Raw genomic sequence first — 18,074 nt, 5'->3', positions numbered from 1 at the left:
GAGCCGAACGGTGGCGGCGAGCATGCATTGCCAATAGCCCACGCTAGTATCCCGATCTACTGGAACAAACGACCGGCAAGGAACCCATTTTGGGCAGACCCATGTTCAGGGCGGCAGCGATGGTCATCGGTGGATGGATGGCGGCCCCGCTATGGGCGGATACCCCCTTGCCGACGGCATCGTTGCCGCCGGTGCGAGTCAACGCGGTGCGATTGGATATTCCGCCGTTTGAGCTGCCCGCATCGCTTAGCGTGGTGAGTGTGGCGGCCGCCGATGCCGGTAAGCCGGGGGTGAACTTGTCCGAGGCCTTGGTAGGGGGGCCAGGAGTGCTGGCGCGCGATCGGCAGAACTACGCACAAGACGAGCAGTTGTCGATACGCGGATTCGGTGCGCGCTCCACCTTCGGGGTGCGCGGTGTGCGGATGTATGCCGATGGCATTCCGGCGACGATGCCGGATGGCCAAGGTCAGCTAGCACATTTCAGCCTGGACGCGGCCGAACGGGTCGAGGTGCTGCGTGGACCGTTCTCGGCGTTGTATGGCAACTCGTCCGGTGGTGTGGTGCAGCTATGGAGTGCCGATGGCAGCGAGCCCGCACAGACACGTATAGGTGTCTATGCGGGCAGCCACAATAGCTACCGGATCGGCGCATCCACCCGCGGCATCGCGGGGGCGATGGACTACAACCTCGCGCTGTCGCACTTTCAGACCAGCGGCTATCGGGCGCATAGCCGTGCCCAGCGCGAATCGGCGAATGCCAAATTGGGCTTCGAGCTGGGCGATGGGCGTCATTTGACCCTGGTATTGAACACGCTGGCGTTGCCGGGTGCGCAAGACCCACTCGGCCTGACCCGCGCGCAATATCAGCAGGATCCGCGTCAGGCGACCACGGCGGCGGGTCAATTCAATACGCGCAAAAGCGTGCACCAAAGCCAGGGCGGCGCGGTATACGAGCAAGCGCTGAGCGAGGCCGATCAGCTTCGGGTCATGGGCTACTACGGCCAGCGCGGCGTGCAGCAGGTGTTGGCGATACCGGTATTGGCGCAGCGCAATCCGCTGAATGCGGGCGGTGTGGTCGACTTATCCAGCGATTACGGCGGCCTCGACGCCCGCTGGACACATCGAGGCGAATGGCTGGGCCGGCCGCTGGAATGGGTGGTCGGCAGCAGTTACGACGCACAGGATCAGCAGCGCCGCGGCTATGAGAATTTCGTCGGCAGCAGCTTGGGCGTCACCGGCCGTTTACGCCGCGACGAGGACGATCGCGTATGGAACCTGGATCAATACGCACAGCTGTATTGGCATTTCGCCGAGTCATGGTCGTTACTGGCTGGTCTGCGGCACAGCGAAGTGCACTTCAGTGTGCGCGATAACTATGTCGCCCCAGCCAATCCCGACGATAGCGGCGGGGTGCGCTATACCGCGACGACACCGGTGTTGGGTTTGCAATATCGACCCATCGCCCAGCTGCGCCTTTACGCCAGTATCGGTGGCGATTTCGAGACCCCGACCTTTAACGAATTGAGCTATCGGGCCGATGGCGGTGCCGGCCTGGCGTTCAACTTGCGTCCTGCGCGTAGCCGCCAGGGCGAACTCGGCGCGAAGTGGCAGGCCGGTCAGGATTGGGCACTGGAGGCGGCCTGGTTTCGCGCCGACACCCGCAATGAACTGGCGGTAGCGAGCAACATCGGTGGCCGCTCCAGCTATCGCAATATCGGACAAAGCCGACGCCAGGGCGCGGAAGTCGCCGTGCATGGGGTGCTGGGCGACGGCTGGCGCCTGGCCCTGGGTTTGACCCATCTGCAAGCGACATTTCGTAGTCCGTTTCTTAGCTGTGCGAGCAGTGGCTGCAACATGCCTGCGACCTGGGTGCGCGCCGGCGGGCCGATGCCTGGTGTGCCAGGGCAATACGGATCGCTGCGGCTGGAACGTGGCGACGCCATGGGCTGGCGTTACGGTGCCGAGCTCAATGGGGTGGGGGCGGTGTCCGTCGATGACCTCCATAGCAACCGCGCTGCCGGCTATGTTTTGCTGGGCGTCGATGCCGGCTACGGCCTGCCATGGGGGGCAGCGCGACTGCATCTGAGCGCGCGCGTCGATAACCTGCTCGATCATCGTTACATCGGCTCAGTGATCGTCAACGAGAGCAATAGCCGTTATTACGAGCCAGCGCCTGGCCGTAGTGTGATGCTGGGCGCGCAGTTGGATTTGTAAATCTGATAAATCGCGTTGTGAACTACTTCACAAGACCTGTCGCCAGGTTCTGATTTTTTGTTGAGGGTTGGTTAAGCCGGAGCGGGTTTTAAAGCCCGATTTATCGCCTTGCTACCGCCAAATAACGAAAAGATTATAGTCATTAAAGCTGTCATATCAGGCCGATTCGCAAAAAGTTACTAATAAATGCTGCGTCCGCGCAATGGCCTGGCTGATTAACCCGTGCATTTTTATGGGGCACGAATTTGAGCGCCTGAATCGATCTACATAAAAGGCGATTTATGAGTCTATAAAGGCATTTTCGTCAAAGCGACACGCAAGAAATTGCGATCGCAATAAAGCGTGCCATATAGCTAAGTAAGTCAACGACTTGTGAAGGTTTTAGTCACTTGTGAAGCGGGCATTAACGTGGAAGACTCCGCTCGCACTCCCCGGCACCCATTGCTTGCTTATGCATCCCTTCCCCCAACGCCGGGCGAGCTTCAGACAGAGCGAATGGAACGCTCTACCAAGAGAGGGTGTAGACAATGAAGCGCAACAAACTTGCTTTGACCATCGCAGGACTTTTGCTTGCCCCCATTTCCGGTGTGACATTGGCACAAAGCACCCCGGCGCAGTCGTCCCCAGCACCGCAAGAGCAACAAGCCAAGCAATTGCAAACCATTACGGTGACGGGTTCGGCGATTCCGCGCGTTGACGTGGAAACACCTTCACCGGTGACGGTTATTTCAGCTGCACAGATTCAGCGCAGCGGCCTCACCACGATTGCCGATGTGGTGCGCACACTCTCAGCGGATAACAGCGGCTCGATTCCTAATTCATTTACCGCCGGCTTTGCGGCAGGCGCTTCCGGTGTGGCCTTGCGCGGTTTGACCGTCAACTCCACCCTGGTGCTGATCGACGGGCACCGTAGCGCCAACTATGCGATATCCGATGACGGCATTCGCTCGTTCGTCGATCTGAACACGATTCCGCTGGCTGCCGTTGACCGCATCGAAGTGCTGAAAGACGGCGCTTCATCGCTATACGGCGCCGATGCGATCGCCGGCGTGGTCAACGTCATCCTCAAGCCGAACTATCATGGCGTCGAAGCTACCGCCGATATCGGCACCTCGCAGCATGGCGGCGGTTTCACGCGCAAGGCGACCTTGATTGCCGGTGGCGGCGATCTGCAGACCGATCGCTATAACGCCTACGTTGCCGTGCAGTATCAGAAGGACAACCCGATCAATGTGCGTCAACGCGGCTTCCCGTTCAACACCAACAACCTGAGTTCGATCGGCGGCCCCAACTCGATCGGCGGCCAGCCCAGTCAGAACTCCGGTTCGATCTACGGCACGGTGACTCCGGGTCAGTTGACCCCAGGTGGCAGCGGTAATTTTGTCAACGGTGTGTCGCCGGTTCCTGGTGGGGTATCGCAAGTATTGGCCCCGGGTGGCTGCGGTCCCAAGGGCAATCTGGTCACTAACGATCCGGCTAATCCCGGCAGCTATTGCTCCGAAAATTTTGTATCGCAATACGGCCAAGTGCAGCCGGCGATGGAGCAGGGCGGCTTGTATGGCCGCTTCACCGTCAAGCTCAATGACACCACCACGGCTTATATGTCGGCCAGTTATTTCGAGGCCAAAACGAGAGTCGTCGCGGCACCGGCGCAAATCCAGAATGGCATCCCGACTAACACGAATAACATCGCGTTGCCGCCGAACAGTCCGTACAACCCCTTCCCGGGTCAGTACGCACTGATCAACTACGCGTTCGGCGATATTCCGGGCGGCACCAATTTGAATAACCACAACGCCCGCATGGTTGGCGGGGTGACCGGTTCATTCGACCAATGGAATTGGGATGCCACGGCTGTCATCAACCACACCTGGGTCGACACCATGCGCTATGGTGCGATCAATTACCCCGCCTTGATCAACGCGATCAACACCGGCAGCTACAACTTTCTCTATCCGGGCCTGAACAGCAACGCGGTGCGCAAGGCGATCGCTCCGGATTACAGCAAGACCTCGACCTCGGATCTGGATTCGTTGGACCTGTCCGCCAATCGCCAGCTATGGGATTTGGAGGGCGGCGCACTGGGTATGGCCTTGGGTGCTCAGTTCCGTCATGAAGCGCAGAACGATCCCTTCCTGAATCCGGGTAATGTGACTCAGGGCTTTGGCAATGCGGTCACCAAGGGTAGCCGTGATGTGTCGGCCGCCTACTTCGAGTTCAATGCTCCGCTGCTGCAGTCGTTGGAACTGGACCTGTCGGGTCGCTTTGACCACTACAGCGATATCGGCAATGGCTTCACGCCCAAGGTCGGTTTCAAATACAAGCCGTTTGACTGGGTGGCGCTGCGCGGTACGTACTCGAAGGGCATTCGCGCACCGAGCTTCTCGGAGAACGGCTCCAGCTCGAGCACCGGCTTCACCACGTTGCAGATCACCGATCCGGCCTTCTTGGCGGCGCACAATAACAACGGCTATACCCAGCCGTACGCGTTGGCCCAGGCTACCGTAGCCAATCCCAACATCAGGCCGGAAAAGGCGACCAACTTCACCCTGGGTATCGTGTTGCAGCCGACCAGCTGGCTGAGCGCGTCGGTCGACTACTACAGCATCAAGAAGACCAACGTGATTGTTCCCGGCCAGACCGGTCCGGCCTTGGCTAACTACTTCGCTGGTATCCCGAACCCGCCAGGGGTGAAGGTCATTGCTGACCTGCCCGACCCGGCTTTCCCGAATGCCTTGCCGCGTCCGGCTGAAGTCGATACGGCCTTCGTCAATGCCGCCGAGCAGAAGACCACCGGTATCGATGTGGATATCCAGGCCCGCTTCGATTTCGCCAACAATATTCACTACACCAGTGAACTAGGTGGCACCCAGATCTTCAGCTGGGCGCTGACCCTGCCCGATGGCACCCGGCAGCAGTTTGTCGGTACCCATGGCCCCTACGCGCTTTCGTCGGGTGCAGGTACCCCGCGTACTCGCGGCTCATGGGCCAACACGATCATGTGGGGTCCGGTAACCGTCACCGGCACGCTGTACTACACCAGTGGTATGCGTAACGTCGCCCTGGATCAGCTGTCGAACGGTGCTTGCCTGTCGGTGCTGCCGCTTAGCTGCAAAGTCGGATCGTTTACCTACTTTGACCTGACCGGCAGTTATGCGATCAACGATCACATCAGCATTACCGGTTCGATCATGAACGCGTTCGACAAAAAGCCGCCGCTGGATCAGGCGGACTACGCCGGGGTCAACTACAACCCGACCTGGGCGCAGAACGGTCTCGTCGGCCGGTTCTACAACCTGGGTGTGAAGGTCAAGTTCTAAGTTTGTCCGTGTTGCGTTAACTCACGGCGCGCCGAGTGATCGGCGCGCCGTTTTTATCTCCACTTCTGTCCCCTTCCATGCGAGGGCAGAGAAGTGTCGAAAGCTTGCGCTAGTCAGGCATTCCGACCCATCCCGCCGAGCTTGCACCGGCGCCGCCGGCAACCAGGCCTCCCGCGGAGGTCAGTGCAAAAAAATAGTTGCGTTCGATACCAATGCGTTTGGACGTCCAGACCGCTTTGACGCGACGCAGCAAGTGTGTTTTAGTCAGCACTCACTCTCTCGCGTGTGACGATGGTGCCTTGGCGTCAGCGGCTACGCGCGCCCAGCAAACCATCCGCCGGGGAGGCATGATGGGCAAGCCAGGCAACACCACGTCAGTGGTCATGTCGCCAACAGTGACGTCAGCAGCCAACACCTTGCTGTACGACGAAGCTTTCGAGCATGACAGCTGCGGTTTCGGACTCGTCGCGCAGCTCGATGGGCGCGCCAGCACGCACTTGGTCGATACCGCGTTTGCGGCGTTGGCGAAACTTTCGCACCGCGGCGGCGTGAATGCCGATGGCATCAGCGGCGATGGCTGCGGTGTCTTGATTCATCGCCCGCATGCCTGGTTGCGCGCACTCGCCGCCGAGGCCGGCATTGGATTGACCGAGCGCTTCGCTGCGGGGCTGGTGTTTCTCGACCCGGCCGGTGGCCAGGCCAGCAGCAAGGTGTTAGAGCAGCATTTGATCGAGGCCGGGCTGCAGGTGGCGGGCTGGCGCGAAGTGCAGGTCAACACACAGGCATGCGGGCCATTGGCCGCTGCCACCTGTCCCGACGTGCGGCAGATTTTCGTCAACGCCGCCAACGACATGGACGATGCGTTGTTCGAGCGCGCGCTGTTTCGCGCGCGCCGCCGCGCCGAGACCGCGCTGGCCGGCGATTCGCACTTCTACGTGGTCAGTCTTTCGGTTCACGCGACGATTTATAAGGCGATGGCCGCGCCGGGCCGTTTGCGCGAAGTCTATGCCGACTTGCAGCATCCGGCCTTGGCTGCCGATGCCGTGGTGTTTCATCAGCGCTACTCCACCAACACCACGCCGCAGTGGCGCCTGGCGCAGCCGTTTCGCCTGCTCGCGCATAACGGCGAGATCAATACCATTCGCGCCAATCGCCGCTGGATGCAGGCGCGCGAAGCGGTGTTGCGCTCGCCGCTGGTTGACCTTTCTGACATCGGTCCGCTGGTACGACAGCAAGGCTCCGACTCGGAAAGTCTGGATAACGCCTTAGAAGTCTTGCTCGCCGGTGGTCTCGATCTACTCACAGCCCTGCGCGTGCTGGTGCCGCCGGCCTACGCGGCCCGCGAAGACATCGATGAAGATCTCGCCGCTTTCTACGAATACTACGCAGTGCACAGCGAGCCATGGGATGGTCCGGCCGGCCTGGTCATGTGCGACGGCCGCTATGCGGCCTGCACCCTGGATCGCAACGGCCTGCGCCCGGCGCGCTGGGCCTTGTCCGACGACAATCATTTAATCGTCGCTTCGGAGGCAGGCCTGTGGGATGTGCCGTCATCGCGAGTGGTGGCGAAAGGCCGGCTGGGGCCGGGCGAAATGATCGCCGTGGATTTCCAGCACGCCTGTTTGCTGCATTCGCGCGATATCGACGACATCAATCGCCGCCGCGCGCCGTTTCGCGATTGGCTGCGCGCCGGTGTGACTTATCTGGAATCGAATCTGATCGACCCCAGCCTTGCCGCCGAGCCATTGCCAGCAGACGAACTGCATCGTTATCAAAAGCTCTACGGACTTAGCCGCGAAGAGCGCGAAAGCGTGCTCAAGGTGCTGGCCGAAACCGAGGCCGAAGCCACCGGATCGATGGGCGATGACACGCCGATGGCCGCGATGTCACGGCAGCTACGTCCGCTGTTCGACCGCTTCCGTCAGGGCTTTGCCCAAGTCACCAATCCGCCGATCGATCCCCTGCGCGAACGGCTGGTGATGTCGCTGGTGACGCAGATCGGCTGCGAAGGCAATTTGTTTGAACTGTCGGCAGAGAATGCGCGGCAGATCTTGCTCAATTCTCCGATTTGCTCACAGCGCAAACTGCGGCAGATCCTGGCGCTGCCGCAGTACGTCGACGCCACCGTGCAGATCGACCTGTGCCACGCCATGGACGAAGGGCTGGAGGCGGCCTTGCGTCGTTTTTGTCGCGAAGCCGAGGTCGGCGTGCGCAACGGTGCGGCGATGGTTTTCATCACCGATCGTTATCCGCGCCGCGATAGTTTGTCGGCGCATGCCTTGCTGGCGGTGGGGGCGATTCACGCGCACCTGATCGACACCGGTCTGCGATGTCAATGCAACCTGTTGGTAGAAACCGGTACCGCGCGTGACCCGCATCATTTCGCTTGCTTGATCGGTTTTGGCGCCACCGCCATCTATCCCTGGCTGGCCTATCAAAGTCTGTTCGAGTTGGGCCGCGATGGTCATCTGCGCCATGGCGACGGCGCCACCCGCGAAATCGGCCGCAGCTATCGGCGCGGCATCCGCAAAGGGCTGCTGAAGATTCTTTCCAAGATGGGCATCTCTACCGTGGCGGGCTATCGCGGCGCGCAGCTGTTCGAGATCGTCGGCCTCGCGCCTGAAGTGGTCGAGCTGTGTTTCCCGGGTACACCGTCGCGCGTAGGCGGGGCAGGGTTCGCCGAACTCGAACACGATGCCCGCCTGCTGGCGGCCGAAGCATGGAACGAGGCCCAGCCGCTGCACGCCGGTGGCCTGTACAAATTCGTCTACGGCGGCGAATACCACATGTACAACCCCGACGTGATCGCCAGCTTGCAGTTGGCGGTGCGTACCGGCGACACGGCCGACTATCAGCGCTATGCGCAACACGTCGACACGCGGCCGCCCTCGGCCTTGCGCGATCTATTGCAGCCACAGCCTGCGGCTGCCGCGATACCGCTGGACGACGTGGAATCGGTGGCGTCGATCCTCCAGCGTTTCGATTCGGCCGGTATGTCGCTGGGCGCCTTGTCGCCCGAAGCGCACGAGGCTTTGGCGATCGCCATGAATCGGCTCGGCGCGCGCAGCAACTCTGGTGAGGGTGGCGAAGATCCCGCGCGCTATGGCACTGAGCGCGCCTCCAAGATCAAGCAGGTCGCCTCAGGTCGCTTCGGCGTCACGCCTGCGTATCTGGTCAATGCGGAAGTGCTGCAGATCAAGATCGCGCAAGGCGCCAAGCCCGGCGAAGGCGGCCAGCTGCCCGGCCATAAAGTCGATGCCACCATTGCGCGCCTGCGCTATGCCAAGCCGGGCATCGGCCTGATTTCGCCACCGCCGCATCACGATATTTATTCCATCGAAGATCTGGCCCAGCTGATTCACGATTTGAAAGAGGTCAATCCGACCGCCTTGGTTTCGGTGAAGCTGGTATCGCACGCCGGCGTCGGCACGGTCGCCGCAGGTGTGGTCAAGGCCGGTGCCGACCTGATCACCGTCTCCGGCCATGACGGCGGCACCGGTGCCAGCCCGCTCAGCTCGATCAAATATGCTGGCGCACCCTGGGAGCTCGGCTTGGCCGAGACCCAGCAGACCTTGCGCCGCAACGGCTTGCGTGGCCGCGTGCGGCTGCAGACCGATGGCGGCCTGAAGACTGGCCTGGATGTGATCAAGGCCGCCATGCTCGGTGCGGAAAGCTTTGGCTTCGGTACCGGTCCGATGGTGGCCTTGGGCTGCAAATATCTGCGCATCTGCCACCTCAATAATTGCGCCACCGGGGTAGCGACCCAGCACGAGGTGCTGCGCAAACAGCACTTCACCGGCCTGCCCGAGATGGTGATGAACTACTTCCGTTTCGTCGCCGAAGATGTGCGCGCCCATCTGGCACGGCTGGGCATGCGCAGCCTTGGTGAGTTGATTGGGCGCAGTGATTTGTTGATCCAGCACGACAGCGGCAGCTCAGCGCGGCGCGGGCTCGATCTGTCGCGGCTGATTGCCAGCGATGGTCTGGGCGTGGAGGTGGATAGCGCCTGCGTGATGGCGCGCAACCCGATGCGCGATCCGGCGCAACTCGCCGGCCGTATCGCGGTGGATCTCGAGCCGGTGGTCGAGCTGGGCTGCGGTGGTACGTTCCGCTATGAGATCGCCAATACCGATCGCGCCATCGGTGCGCGGCTGTCTGGCGATGTGGCTCGCCGCTGGGGCGACAACGATATGCCCGAGCCGATCACCCTGCAGTTGCGCGGCAGTGCCGGTCAAAGTCTCGGCGCATGGAATGCCGGCGGGGTGCAGATCGAGCTGGAGGGCGAGGCGAACGATGGTGTCGGCAAAGGCATGGCGGGTGGGCGCATCGTAGTGCGGCCGCCTGCCGATGCGCCGTTCGCCAGCCAGGATGCGGCGATTCTCGGCAATACCTGCCTCTACGGCGCCACCGGTGGCGAACTGTTTGCCGCAGGTCGCGCGGGCGAGCGCTTTGCGGTGCGCAACTCCGGTGCGCTGGCGGTGATTGAAGGGGCCGGCGATCACTGCTGCGAATATATGACCGGCGGTGTGGTCGCGGTACTCGGCTCCTGCGGGCTCAACTTTGGCGCGGGCATGACCGGCGGCTTTGCTTATGTGCTCGATCTCGAGCGCGCCTTCGTCGATTGCTATAACCACGAACTGGTCGACATCGTGCGCATTTCACCCGAGGGCATGGAGCATTACATGCAACATCTGCGCGGCTTGATTGCCCGCCACGGCGAACTTACCGGCAGTGCCTGGGCACGCCAGTTGATCGGTGATTTCCGCGGCATTTTGCAGCGCTTCTGGCTGGTCAAGCCGAAGGCGGCAAGCCTGGATGCGCTGGCCGAAGAATTGCGGAGGGCCGCATGAGCAACAAAGACTTTCGCTTTCTGGAAATACCGCGCAATCCGCCACGCGCCGTGCCAGTGACGATCCGTGTGCTTGGCTATGGAGAAATCTCCGGCGATTTCGCGCCAGACGCGGCGGCCGGGCAGGCTGAACGCTGCATCGACTGCGGCAATCCCTATTGCGAATGGGAATGCCCGGTGCACAACTACATCCCCAACTGGCTGAAGCTGGTGCAGGACGGACGTCTATTTGAAGCGGCGACCTTGATGCACGAGACCAATCCGCTGCCGGAAATCTGCGGCCGCGTCTGTCCGCAGGATCGGTTGTGCGAAGGCGCATGCACGCTAGAGCAAGGCGATTTCGGCGCGGTCACCATCGGCAGCATCGAACGCTGGGTGACCGACGAGGCGTTCCGCCAAGGCTGGCGACCGGATCTGTCCCAGGTGCGCGAAACCGGTCGCCGCGTCGCGGTGGTCGGCGCGGGCCCTGCGGGCTTGTCGTGCGCGGATCGGCTTCGCCGTGCAGGCATCGCCGTCGATGTGTTCGATCGCCAGCGCGAGATCGGCGGCCTGCTGACCTTCGGCATTCCGCCGTTCAAGCTGGACAAAAGCGTAGTGCGCACCCGGCGCGATGTGCTCGAAGGCATGGGCGTCAGCTTCCGCCTGGGTGTGGAGATCGGCCGCGATATCGCCTTCGAGACCTTGCTCGACGACTACGATGCGGTCTTTATCGGCACCGGTGCTTATCGCTTTGTCGATGGTGAATTGCCTGGGCGCGAGCTGGACGGCGTGCACGATGCATTGCCCTTCCTGATCGCCAATGTCGACCGCTTGCTCGACGATGCGCCGGTGCCGTCGGCGCTCAATCTCGCCGGCAAGCACGTGGTGGTGCTTGGCGGTGGCGACACCGGCATGGATTGCAATCGCACGGCGATCCGCCTTGGCGCAGCCTCTGTGACCTGCGTCTATCGCCGCGACGAAGCCAATATGCCAGGCTCTGCCCGCGAAGTCGGCTATAGCCGCGAAGAGGGCGTGCGCTTTCTGTTTCATCGACAGCCACTGGCCATCCTTGGTGGTGAGGGCGAGGTGCGTGCCGTACGCGTGGTGAGTACGGAGCTGGTTGAAGGGGCACATGGGCGTGCGCAACTGCGCCATGTGCAAGGCAGCGAAACCGAATTGCGCGCCGACGTGGTCATCCAGGCGTTCGGGTTTCGTCCCAGCCCACCGGCTTGGTGTGCGGCATATGGGATCACCTTGGATGGCAGCGGTCGCAGTCTCGCCGGGCAGAACGGCCGCCTGCCGTTCCAGACCGAGCATCCCCAGGTATTCGCCGGTGGCGACAATATGCGCGGCGCCGATCTGGTGGTGCGCGCGGTGCATGACGGGCGCGAGGCGGCTGCGTCGATCGCACGGATGCTTGCCCAGGCTGCGGTGCAGAAGGAGTGCGCTGTTTGATGGCGTGATCCTCAGGCCCTCTTTTTCTGTAGCCGAGGGCATCTAGCAAAAAGGCTTTTCAACAAGCCAAAAAAACGCCACCGCGGAGTTACGCGGTGGCGTTTTTGTCTAGCTAAGCTAACTATCAGAGCGAGAAATCGTACTCGGCACTGAGCTGCACGTAACGCGGGGTCTGGAAGCTGGTCGGAATCTGGTAGCTGCTGCCGGCCAGTGAAGCACCGTTCTGATCCTGGCCTTGCTGGTTCACCGACGTGACGGAGTGTCGGTTGAACACGTTGAACACGTTGGCCTGCAAGGTCACGCCTTTGGCCCACGACGGCTTGTAGGCCGCGTTCAAGTCGAGGCTCCAATAGTTCGGCGTACGGCCGGCCGAACCCTGGGTAACGACCCGGCCGTTGCAGTACAAGTAGGTATTGCCGTAGCCGCCGACGATGTTGTTGTTCACCGGGTTCAAACCATAGCAGTCCACCGGACCGCCGGTCTGGAAGATACCGTTGGCACCCACCAGCCACTCTGGCGTGATCTGCCATGCGCCATACAGCTTGAAGGTGTTGCGGTGATCATTGGGCAGGTAGCCGTTGGTACCCTGCATCAGTTCCGGATAGTCGAACAGGAACGAGGTGCCGGTATCGCTCTGCTTATTGTTGGAGTTCACCAGACCTTCGGTGTTGCCCCATTCTCTCGCCCACACATACGAGGCCTTGACGTAGAAGCGATTATCGAAGGCGCGCTCAGCGGTGAGTTCCAGTGCCTCGTAGTCACGCTTGTACGCCGGCTCGCCGATCTGTGCCGCACTCAGCTTGATCGGGTAGGTCTTGCCGCTGGCATCCAGCGGGAAGTTCAAGGTGACGCCGCTGCCAGGATTGAAAATAAAGCAGCCGCCCGGAATATTCGAGCTTACCGGTCCCAACTGATTGGTTGGCAGATTGGTGCCGTACGTCGCATTGGCATAAGCGTAGATCGGACGCACATCGCAAGAGTCGTCGGTGCCGTTGATGACTTTGCGATAGGTGCCTTTGACGCCGAAGGTCCAGTCAGCCACTTGCTGCTGTGCGCCGAGGATGAACTCACGCTGCTTGAACGGGCGCAGATTGGTTGCCGCCGAGGCATGCGGGTTGGGCGTCGAGCCGGTTTCGCCGTTGAAGTAGTTCAGGCCGACTTGAGATGGGAAGGCAGCCGCAAAGGCCGGCGGTAGCGGACCAAGCCCGATCGGTGCGCCGGTGACGGGATTGACGCCGGTATAGCTGAAGTTCTGCGTGCTGAAGATCGACGACGATGCGCCACGCAAGGCCACCTCGGCGGTCAGCGGCAGCGAGTAGTCGCCAGCACTGCCGTAGACCTTGAGCGAGGAGTCACCGTGCACGTCCCACGAGAAGCCAAGGCGAGGCTGCCAGCTGTGAACCTGATTGATATAGCTTTGGCCCGAGGCATTGGTATTGTTGAAGCCGTCATTGCGGACACCAATACGTACCATCAAGTCATGCGTGACCTGCCAGCGGTCCTGCACGTAGTAAGACTTCTGCGTGACGCCAAGCTTGCCGCCGGTGGCGAAAATCTGCTGTTGAACGATGTTGTCAGCCGGTGCGGCGGTCGGGTTATGGCCCAGGACGGTAATGGTGGCACCCGTATTGGGGTCGATCGTGGTGTTCGGGATCGAGCTGTACGTATAAAGTGCGCCGCCCTCAGAGGCCTGGCCATTGATCGCAGTGAACTTGGTGTGCGACCAGCCGGCGGTGAGGTCGTGATCACCCAGCTTGTATTCAAAATCGATACGGCCGGACTTGTTGGAGTCCTGCGCGTTGGCCAAGCCAAGCGTGCCGGCAAAGCTGCACGATGGATATGAGACCACCTGGCCGCTGGTTACCACCGAACGATTGTCGGCAATCGCTGGACAGCCAGGGCTGTTCGCTGCGTTATGGATATCACCGTTATACGTCTCGACCGTGCCATTGGCTGTGGTCGCCACGAAATTGCGGTTATTGACGCTTTTGCCGTACTGCGCCGTGATGGTGAAATTATCGGTGACGTAGTTGGTGTACTTCAGGATGTCGGTATTGCCGCCATTCTTGGTGTAGACCTGGCCGAGATAATTGTAGTGGTACGGATTGCCGTGCGCGTCGTAATTGAAGTCGGAAACGGTCGTGGTGTTTTTACGGGAATCATTGAAGCCCGTGAATTCAAGGATATTGCTGTCGTTGATGTTCCAGTCCAGCTTCACCATGTAGTTCGGCTGGGTGCTCTTGTCGTGGTTATAGCCACCCGTGCCCGCGTTCTGCACTAGCCCGTAATTTTGATCGGTGGTGCGAGTGCCGCCTGCCAACATGAAGATAAACAATTTATCTTTGATCAGCGGGCCGCCCAACCAGGCGTTCCAGCGGGTGCCGAAGTCGGTGGCATTACCGCCGCCACCGCCGGCAGGGCCGGCGTTGGCGATGTTACCGACGCTCCAATTGCGATTGCCGGTGTTGTTTTGATACAGCGTGCCGTTCTTGAGATAAACGTTCGGCTGGCTGGCTTGCAGCGAGGCCGGGTTCCAGGTGTAGTCGACGCCACCCTTCCACTCATTGGTACCGCGCTTGGTCAGTACCGAGATCACGCCGCCGGTGGAGTTGCCGTATTCGGCACCGTAGCCGCCGCTTTGTACTTCCTGCTGATCGATCGCCTCGAACGGCACCTGGGCGTAGGTCAAGCTTTGATAGAGGTTGGTGACGTTGAAGCCGTTGACGTAGTAGCTGTTCTCGGCGACGGATGCGCCGCCGATCGAGGCCAGGTTGCCAAACGCGCTGTCGCCCTTGGAGGCGCCGGGTGCGAGCAAGGCGACCGAGGTCTGGTTACGGGCAATCGGCAGACTTTTCATCTGCTCGGAGGTCAGCACCGTGGTGGACTGCACCGAAGAAATATCGATCGCCGGTAGCGCATTGGCCGCGACGTTGATCGTGCCTAGCTCTTTGGCGGCGGCAGCGTTGGCGGCGGTGGCAGTGGCAAGGTCGAGGTTAAAGCCCTGGCCGGCGACGACGCGGACTTCGCGGCTGGTGGTCTGGCCCTTGGCGGTGACGTTAATGCGGTAGTTGCCGGGTTGCAGCGCGTTTACATTGAACTTGCCGTCGCTGCCGACAGGAATCGTACGGGTCTGGCCGCTACCCAGGTTAAGCACTTCGACCTGCGCGCCTGCGTCGGCCGTACCGTAAACCGTACCTACAGTGCTTTGCGCCATGGCCACGCCGCCGCATCCCATGCCAAGTGCAAAGGTGATGGCAAATGCCATCTTGCGATGGTTCATCGGCATGCGATTTTGAGACTTGCGATTTTGAAACGTCATTAACCCAGCCCTCCCTCAAATGGATCGTGCATGGAGGGGGTCGCCATCCATGACCGACGCGCAGCAAAAGCTGCATCTGTGTTTAAAAGACCTAATCCCCAGTTCACCGCGCCGTTACGGCTCCGTAACGACGGAAGGCGCTTGTATCACCGCAAATACTCCCCAGTACTGACGAATGAACTTACTAGTCGTCGGCAGATTGTTGCCGATGAAACTGAGATATCGACGTTACGGCACACAGAAATGTTACACAATGGTTATCGGGGCGGTAAGAAATAATGATGGGAAAATCTTCGGCGCGGTTTTTGCTTAGTCACATATATCGTAATTAATTGCGATATATGTGAGATATAAGTGATTGCAAACGGATTAATTGCGATTCAACGGCGGCGCGGGAGGTTAATTGCGATGAACTTCGTAACTTTCTATCGTCGCGGATCGCCGAATTATTAACGCCACCTGAGCGATCTGATCCGAGTCACGTCATTTGTGTTCGGGGACACAAACACTCGTCACTGAAGCTCCTAGGCCGAAAACGACAGCCACGCCCGCCGCGCCGGGCGCAATAACGTACGCGGGTCAGGCCGACCCGTTACAATCGCGCCCCCTAGAGTCGGCAGGACTGATTGATCGCGCCATGAAGGCAGCTGTTCGTATTGCTACGTATGCGCGCCTGCGCGAGCAGGCCTTGTGGAGACTGCTCGCGGCAGACCACGCGCCCGAGATGATCGGTGTCTTGCAGACCTTGCTGATGGATGAGACGCGGCGATTGCCGGCGTCGGTCCTGCATGAGCGGCTGCAGCACGAACTGGATCTGCTCAATGCCGCGCAGCCCGCGCGCTTGCTGCGACAGGCCCAGGCCTATGTGGCCGAATGGTTGTCGCAAGGGTATCTGGAGCGCCGCCTGCCCGAGGGCGCCAGCGAAGAGGAATACGAGCTATCGACCCAGGCCGCCCAGGCGATCCGCTTTGTCGCTGGCCTGGAAGCCCAGCGCCATGCCGCTACCGAGAGCCGGCTATCGCTGGTGATCCAGCAATTGATGCAACTGGCCGAGCAGACCGAATCCAATCCCGCCGCGCGGATCGCTGCGTTGCAGCTGGAGCGTGAGCGTATCGACGAGGAAATCACCCGGCTCAGCACTGGCAAGGTGGTCACCCTGGCGTCGAAGCGCGCGCTGGAGCGCACGCGCGAAATCATTGGCTTGGCCGACGACCTGGCCGAGGACTTTCGCCGCGTTCGTGACGACTTCGAACGCCTCAATCGCGATTTCCGCGAGCGCATCATCGATGACGAAGGCCAGCGTGGCGACGTATTGGATGCGTTGTTCCAGGGCGTCGATGTCATCGGCGAAAGCGATGCCGGGCGCAGTTTTACCGCCTTCTGGAATCTACTCAACGATGCCGAGCAAAGCGCCCAACTGGATACGGCACTCGATGCCGTACTTGCGCGCGGCTTCGCCCGCAAGCTGAGTCGGCAGGAGCGCGCCTTTCTGCGCAGCTTCACCCGTGTGATGCTGGACCGGGGCGGCCAGGTGCACGACGTGTTGCAGAGTTTTGCCCGCAGCTTGCGCGGCTTTGTGCAAAGCCGTGGCTATCTCGAACAGCGACGCCTGAATCAGTTGCTGAAGCAGGCGCAAGGCGAGGCCTTGCAGCTGCGCGATGCCGTGCGCGCGACCCAACCGGTGGGTTATACGCTGGCCTTGACCAGCAGCCGGGCGCGTTCGCTGTCGCAGTGGCGGCTGCATGATCCGCGCCACAGCCGGGTCGATGGGCGTGTGTTGCGTGGCGATGCCGCCACCATTTCGCTGGAAAGCGTCGGCGATCTGGTGGCGCAGTCGGAAATCGATTTTCGCGGCTTGAAGCGCGATCTGCGCGACCTGCTGGCAGAGCGGGCGCAATGGTCCATCGGCGAAGTGCTGATGCAGCGACCGGCGATGCAGGGCCTGGGCAGCGTGATTGGCTATCTCTCATTAGGTGTGCGTCACGGCGTCATCGCCGATGATCGTCTGGAAACTGTGCAGTGGCGGGGCGGCGATGGCGTACAACGTCACGCACGCATTCCCTTGGTGTGGTTCGTAAAGGAAAAAAGCCATGAACTGGTCTGATCACGTGCCAGATACCGACGGCTGCGCCGACGAAGACGAGGGCATGGAAGAGCAGGCGTTTGCGACCGGGGCGATGGAATCGTCCATCGATTCAGCTACCGAATTGTTTTCCGGTGACAGCGGTACGCTGCCGCTCGATGCACGCCGTGCGCTGTGCCAGCTCCTGGCCGGCCCGAGTATCGATGCGCAGCGTCACACTCAGCTATGGCCGGCCCTGGTGCGCAACGAGGCCGCGATTCGTATGCGCCTCGCGGAGCTGTTCCTGGAACTGGTGATTGACCGCGATGCCAGCGTCGCATTTACCCGGCAGGCCGATACCGGCGAGCTGGATACGCCCACGCTGCTGCGCACGCAGTCGCTGACCTTTATCGATTCGGTCTTGCTCTTGCACCTGCGCCAGCATCTGGCCGAGGCCGACGCGCAGGGTCGCCGTGCGGTGGTGGAAGAAGAGGCGCTGAGTGATGAGTTGTCCGTATATGAGAAAAACCTCTCCACCGACCGCGCCGGTTTTATGAAGCGAGTGGCGGCGGCCATCGTGAAAATGCGCGACAGTCACATTTTGACGGTGCTGCGCGGCAGCGAAGGGCGTTACGAAATATCCCCGGTGCTGAAGCTGCTGTTTTCCGCCGAAGACGTGCAAGCGCTGGGGCAGGTATATCGCGAGTTGCGCGAAGGCGTGGTTGTTAACGACGGTGAGACGGCAGACAGCGTTGAAGAAGTGGACCATTCATGAGTAAGCCGGCAGCTTCGGGCAAGCGAGTAAAAACGGCGGCAGTCACAGACACACTGTTTCTTTCGGATTTGCCCAACCCGCGCGACGAGCAGTTCCGCATGC

7 protein-coding genes are annotated in these 18,074 nt (G+C 61.0%); 6 read left to right on the top strand and 1 reads right to left on the bottom strand.

What is annotated here, in order from left to right:
- Window positions 1-101: 101 nt before the first annotated feature.
- The 4 genes from OUZ52_RS05920 to OUZ52_RS05905 all read left to right on the top strand — a co-directional run bounded on the left by OUZ52_RS05920 (window position 102) and on the right by OUZ52_RS05905 (window position 11,816).
- The gene (locus tag OUZ52_RS05920; RefSeq protein WP_425493800.1) at window positions 102-2,213 is read left to right on the top strand and encodes a TonB-dependent receptor family protein; all 2,112 of its coding nucleotides are present in this window, start codon (window positions 102-104) and stop codon (window positions 2,211-2,213) included.
- Window positions 2,214-2,740: 527 nt separating this feature from the next.
- Window positions 2,741-5,533, top strand: a complete 2,793-nt coding sequence (locus tag OUZ52_RS05915; protein WP_266157430.1) for a TonB-dependent receptor — start codon at window positions 2,741-2,743, stop codon at window positions 5,531-5,533.
- A 383-nt stretch (window positions 5,534-5,916) separates the two neighbouring features.
- Window positions 5,917-10,383 (top strand): glutamate synthase large subunit, encoded by a 4,467-nt coding sequence (gltB, locus tag OUZ52_RS05910; protein ID WP_266157462.1) that lies wholly within the window; start codon window positions 5,917-5,919, stop codon window positions 10,381-10,383.
- Complete coding sequence (locus tag OUZ52_RS05905) at window positions 10,380-11,816, top strand: FAD-dependent oxidoreductase (RefSeq protein ID WP_266157429.1); 1,437 nt, start codon at window positions 10,380-10,382, stop codon at window positions 11,814-11,816. Before gltB ends, OUZ52_RS05905 begins: the two co-directional genes overlap by 4 nt.
- A gap of 124 nt (window positions 11,817-11,940) precedes the next feature.
- On the opposite strand, the gene OUZ52_RS05900 is transcribed toward OUZ52_RS05905, so the two are convergent.
- Window positions 11,941-15,030, bottom strand: coding sequence for a TonB-dependent receptor (locus tag OUZ52_RS05900; RefSeq protein WP_266157428.1), 3,090 nt, complete (start codon window positions 15,028-15,030; stop codon window positions 11,941-11,943).
- Window positions 15,031-15,772: 742 nt separating this feature from the next.
- Between OUZ52_RS05900 and OUZ52_RS05895 the strand changes: the two genes are divergently transcribed.
- Together OUZ52_RS05895 and OUZ52_RS05890 are read left to right on the top strand one after the other, a co-directional pair.
- Complete coding sequence (locus tag OUZ52_RS05895) at window positions 15,773-17,239, top strand: DUF3375 domain-containing protein (RefSeq protein WP_266157426.1); 1,467 nt, start codon at window positions 15,773-15,775, stop codon at window positions 17,237-17,239.
- A complete protein-coding gene (locus OUZ52_RS05890; RefSeq protein WP_266157424.1) occupies window positions 17,226-17,972 on the top strand; it encodes a DUF4194 domain-containing protein in 747 nt (248 codons plus the stop codon). The genes OUZ52_RS05895 and OUZ52_RS05890 overlap by 14 nt, the downstream gene beginning before the upstream one ends.
- The last annotated feature ends 102 nt before the right edge of the window (window positions 17,973-18,074 follow it).

This window comes from Dyella silvatica, from assembly GCF_026283955.1.
GTDB lineage: Bacteria > Pseudomonadota > Gammaproteobacteria > Xanthomonadales > Rhodanobacteraceae > Dyella_C > Dyella_C silvatica.
Note: the sequence above shows the minus strand (reverse complement) of the source record. Positions and strands in the feature narration are given on the sequence as shown.

Coding starts and splice junctions, on each gene's coding strand:
- OUZ52_RS05895 (WP_266157426.1), top strand. CDS start 15,773: ATGAAGGCAGCTGTTCGTATTGCTACGTATGCGCGCCTGCGCGAGCAG.
- gltB (WP_266157462.1), top strand. CDS start 5,917: ATGTCGCCAACAGTGACGTCAGCAGCCAACACCTTGCTGTACGACGAA.
- OUZ52_RS05890 (WP_266157424.1), top strand. CDS start 17,226: ATGAACTGGTCTGATCACGTGCCAGATACCGACGGCTGCGCCGACGAA.
- OUZ52_RS05920 (WP_425493800.1), top strand. CDS start 102: ATGTTCAGGGCGGCAGCGATGGTCATCGGTGGATGGATGGCGGCCCCG.
- OUZ52_RS05905 (WP_266157429.1), top strand. CDS start 10,380: ATGAGCAACAAAGACTTTCGCTTTCTGGAAATACCGCGCAATCCGCCA.
- OUZ52_RS05915 (WP_266157430.1), top strand. CDS start 2,741: ATGAAGCGCAACAAACTTGCTTTGACCATCGCAGGACTTTTGCTTGCC.
- OUZ52_RS05900 (WP_266157428.1), bottom strand. CDS start 15,030: ATGGCGCAAAGCACTGTAGGTACGGTTTACGGTACGGCCGACGCAGGC.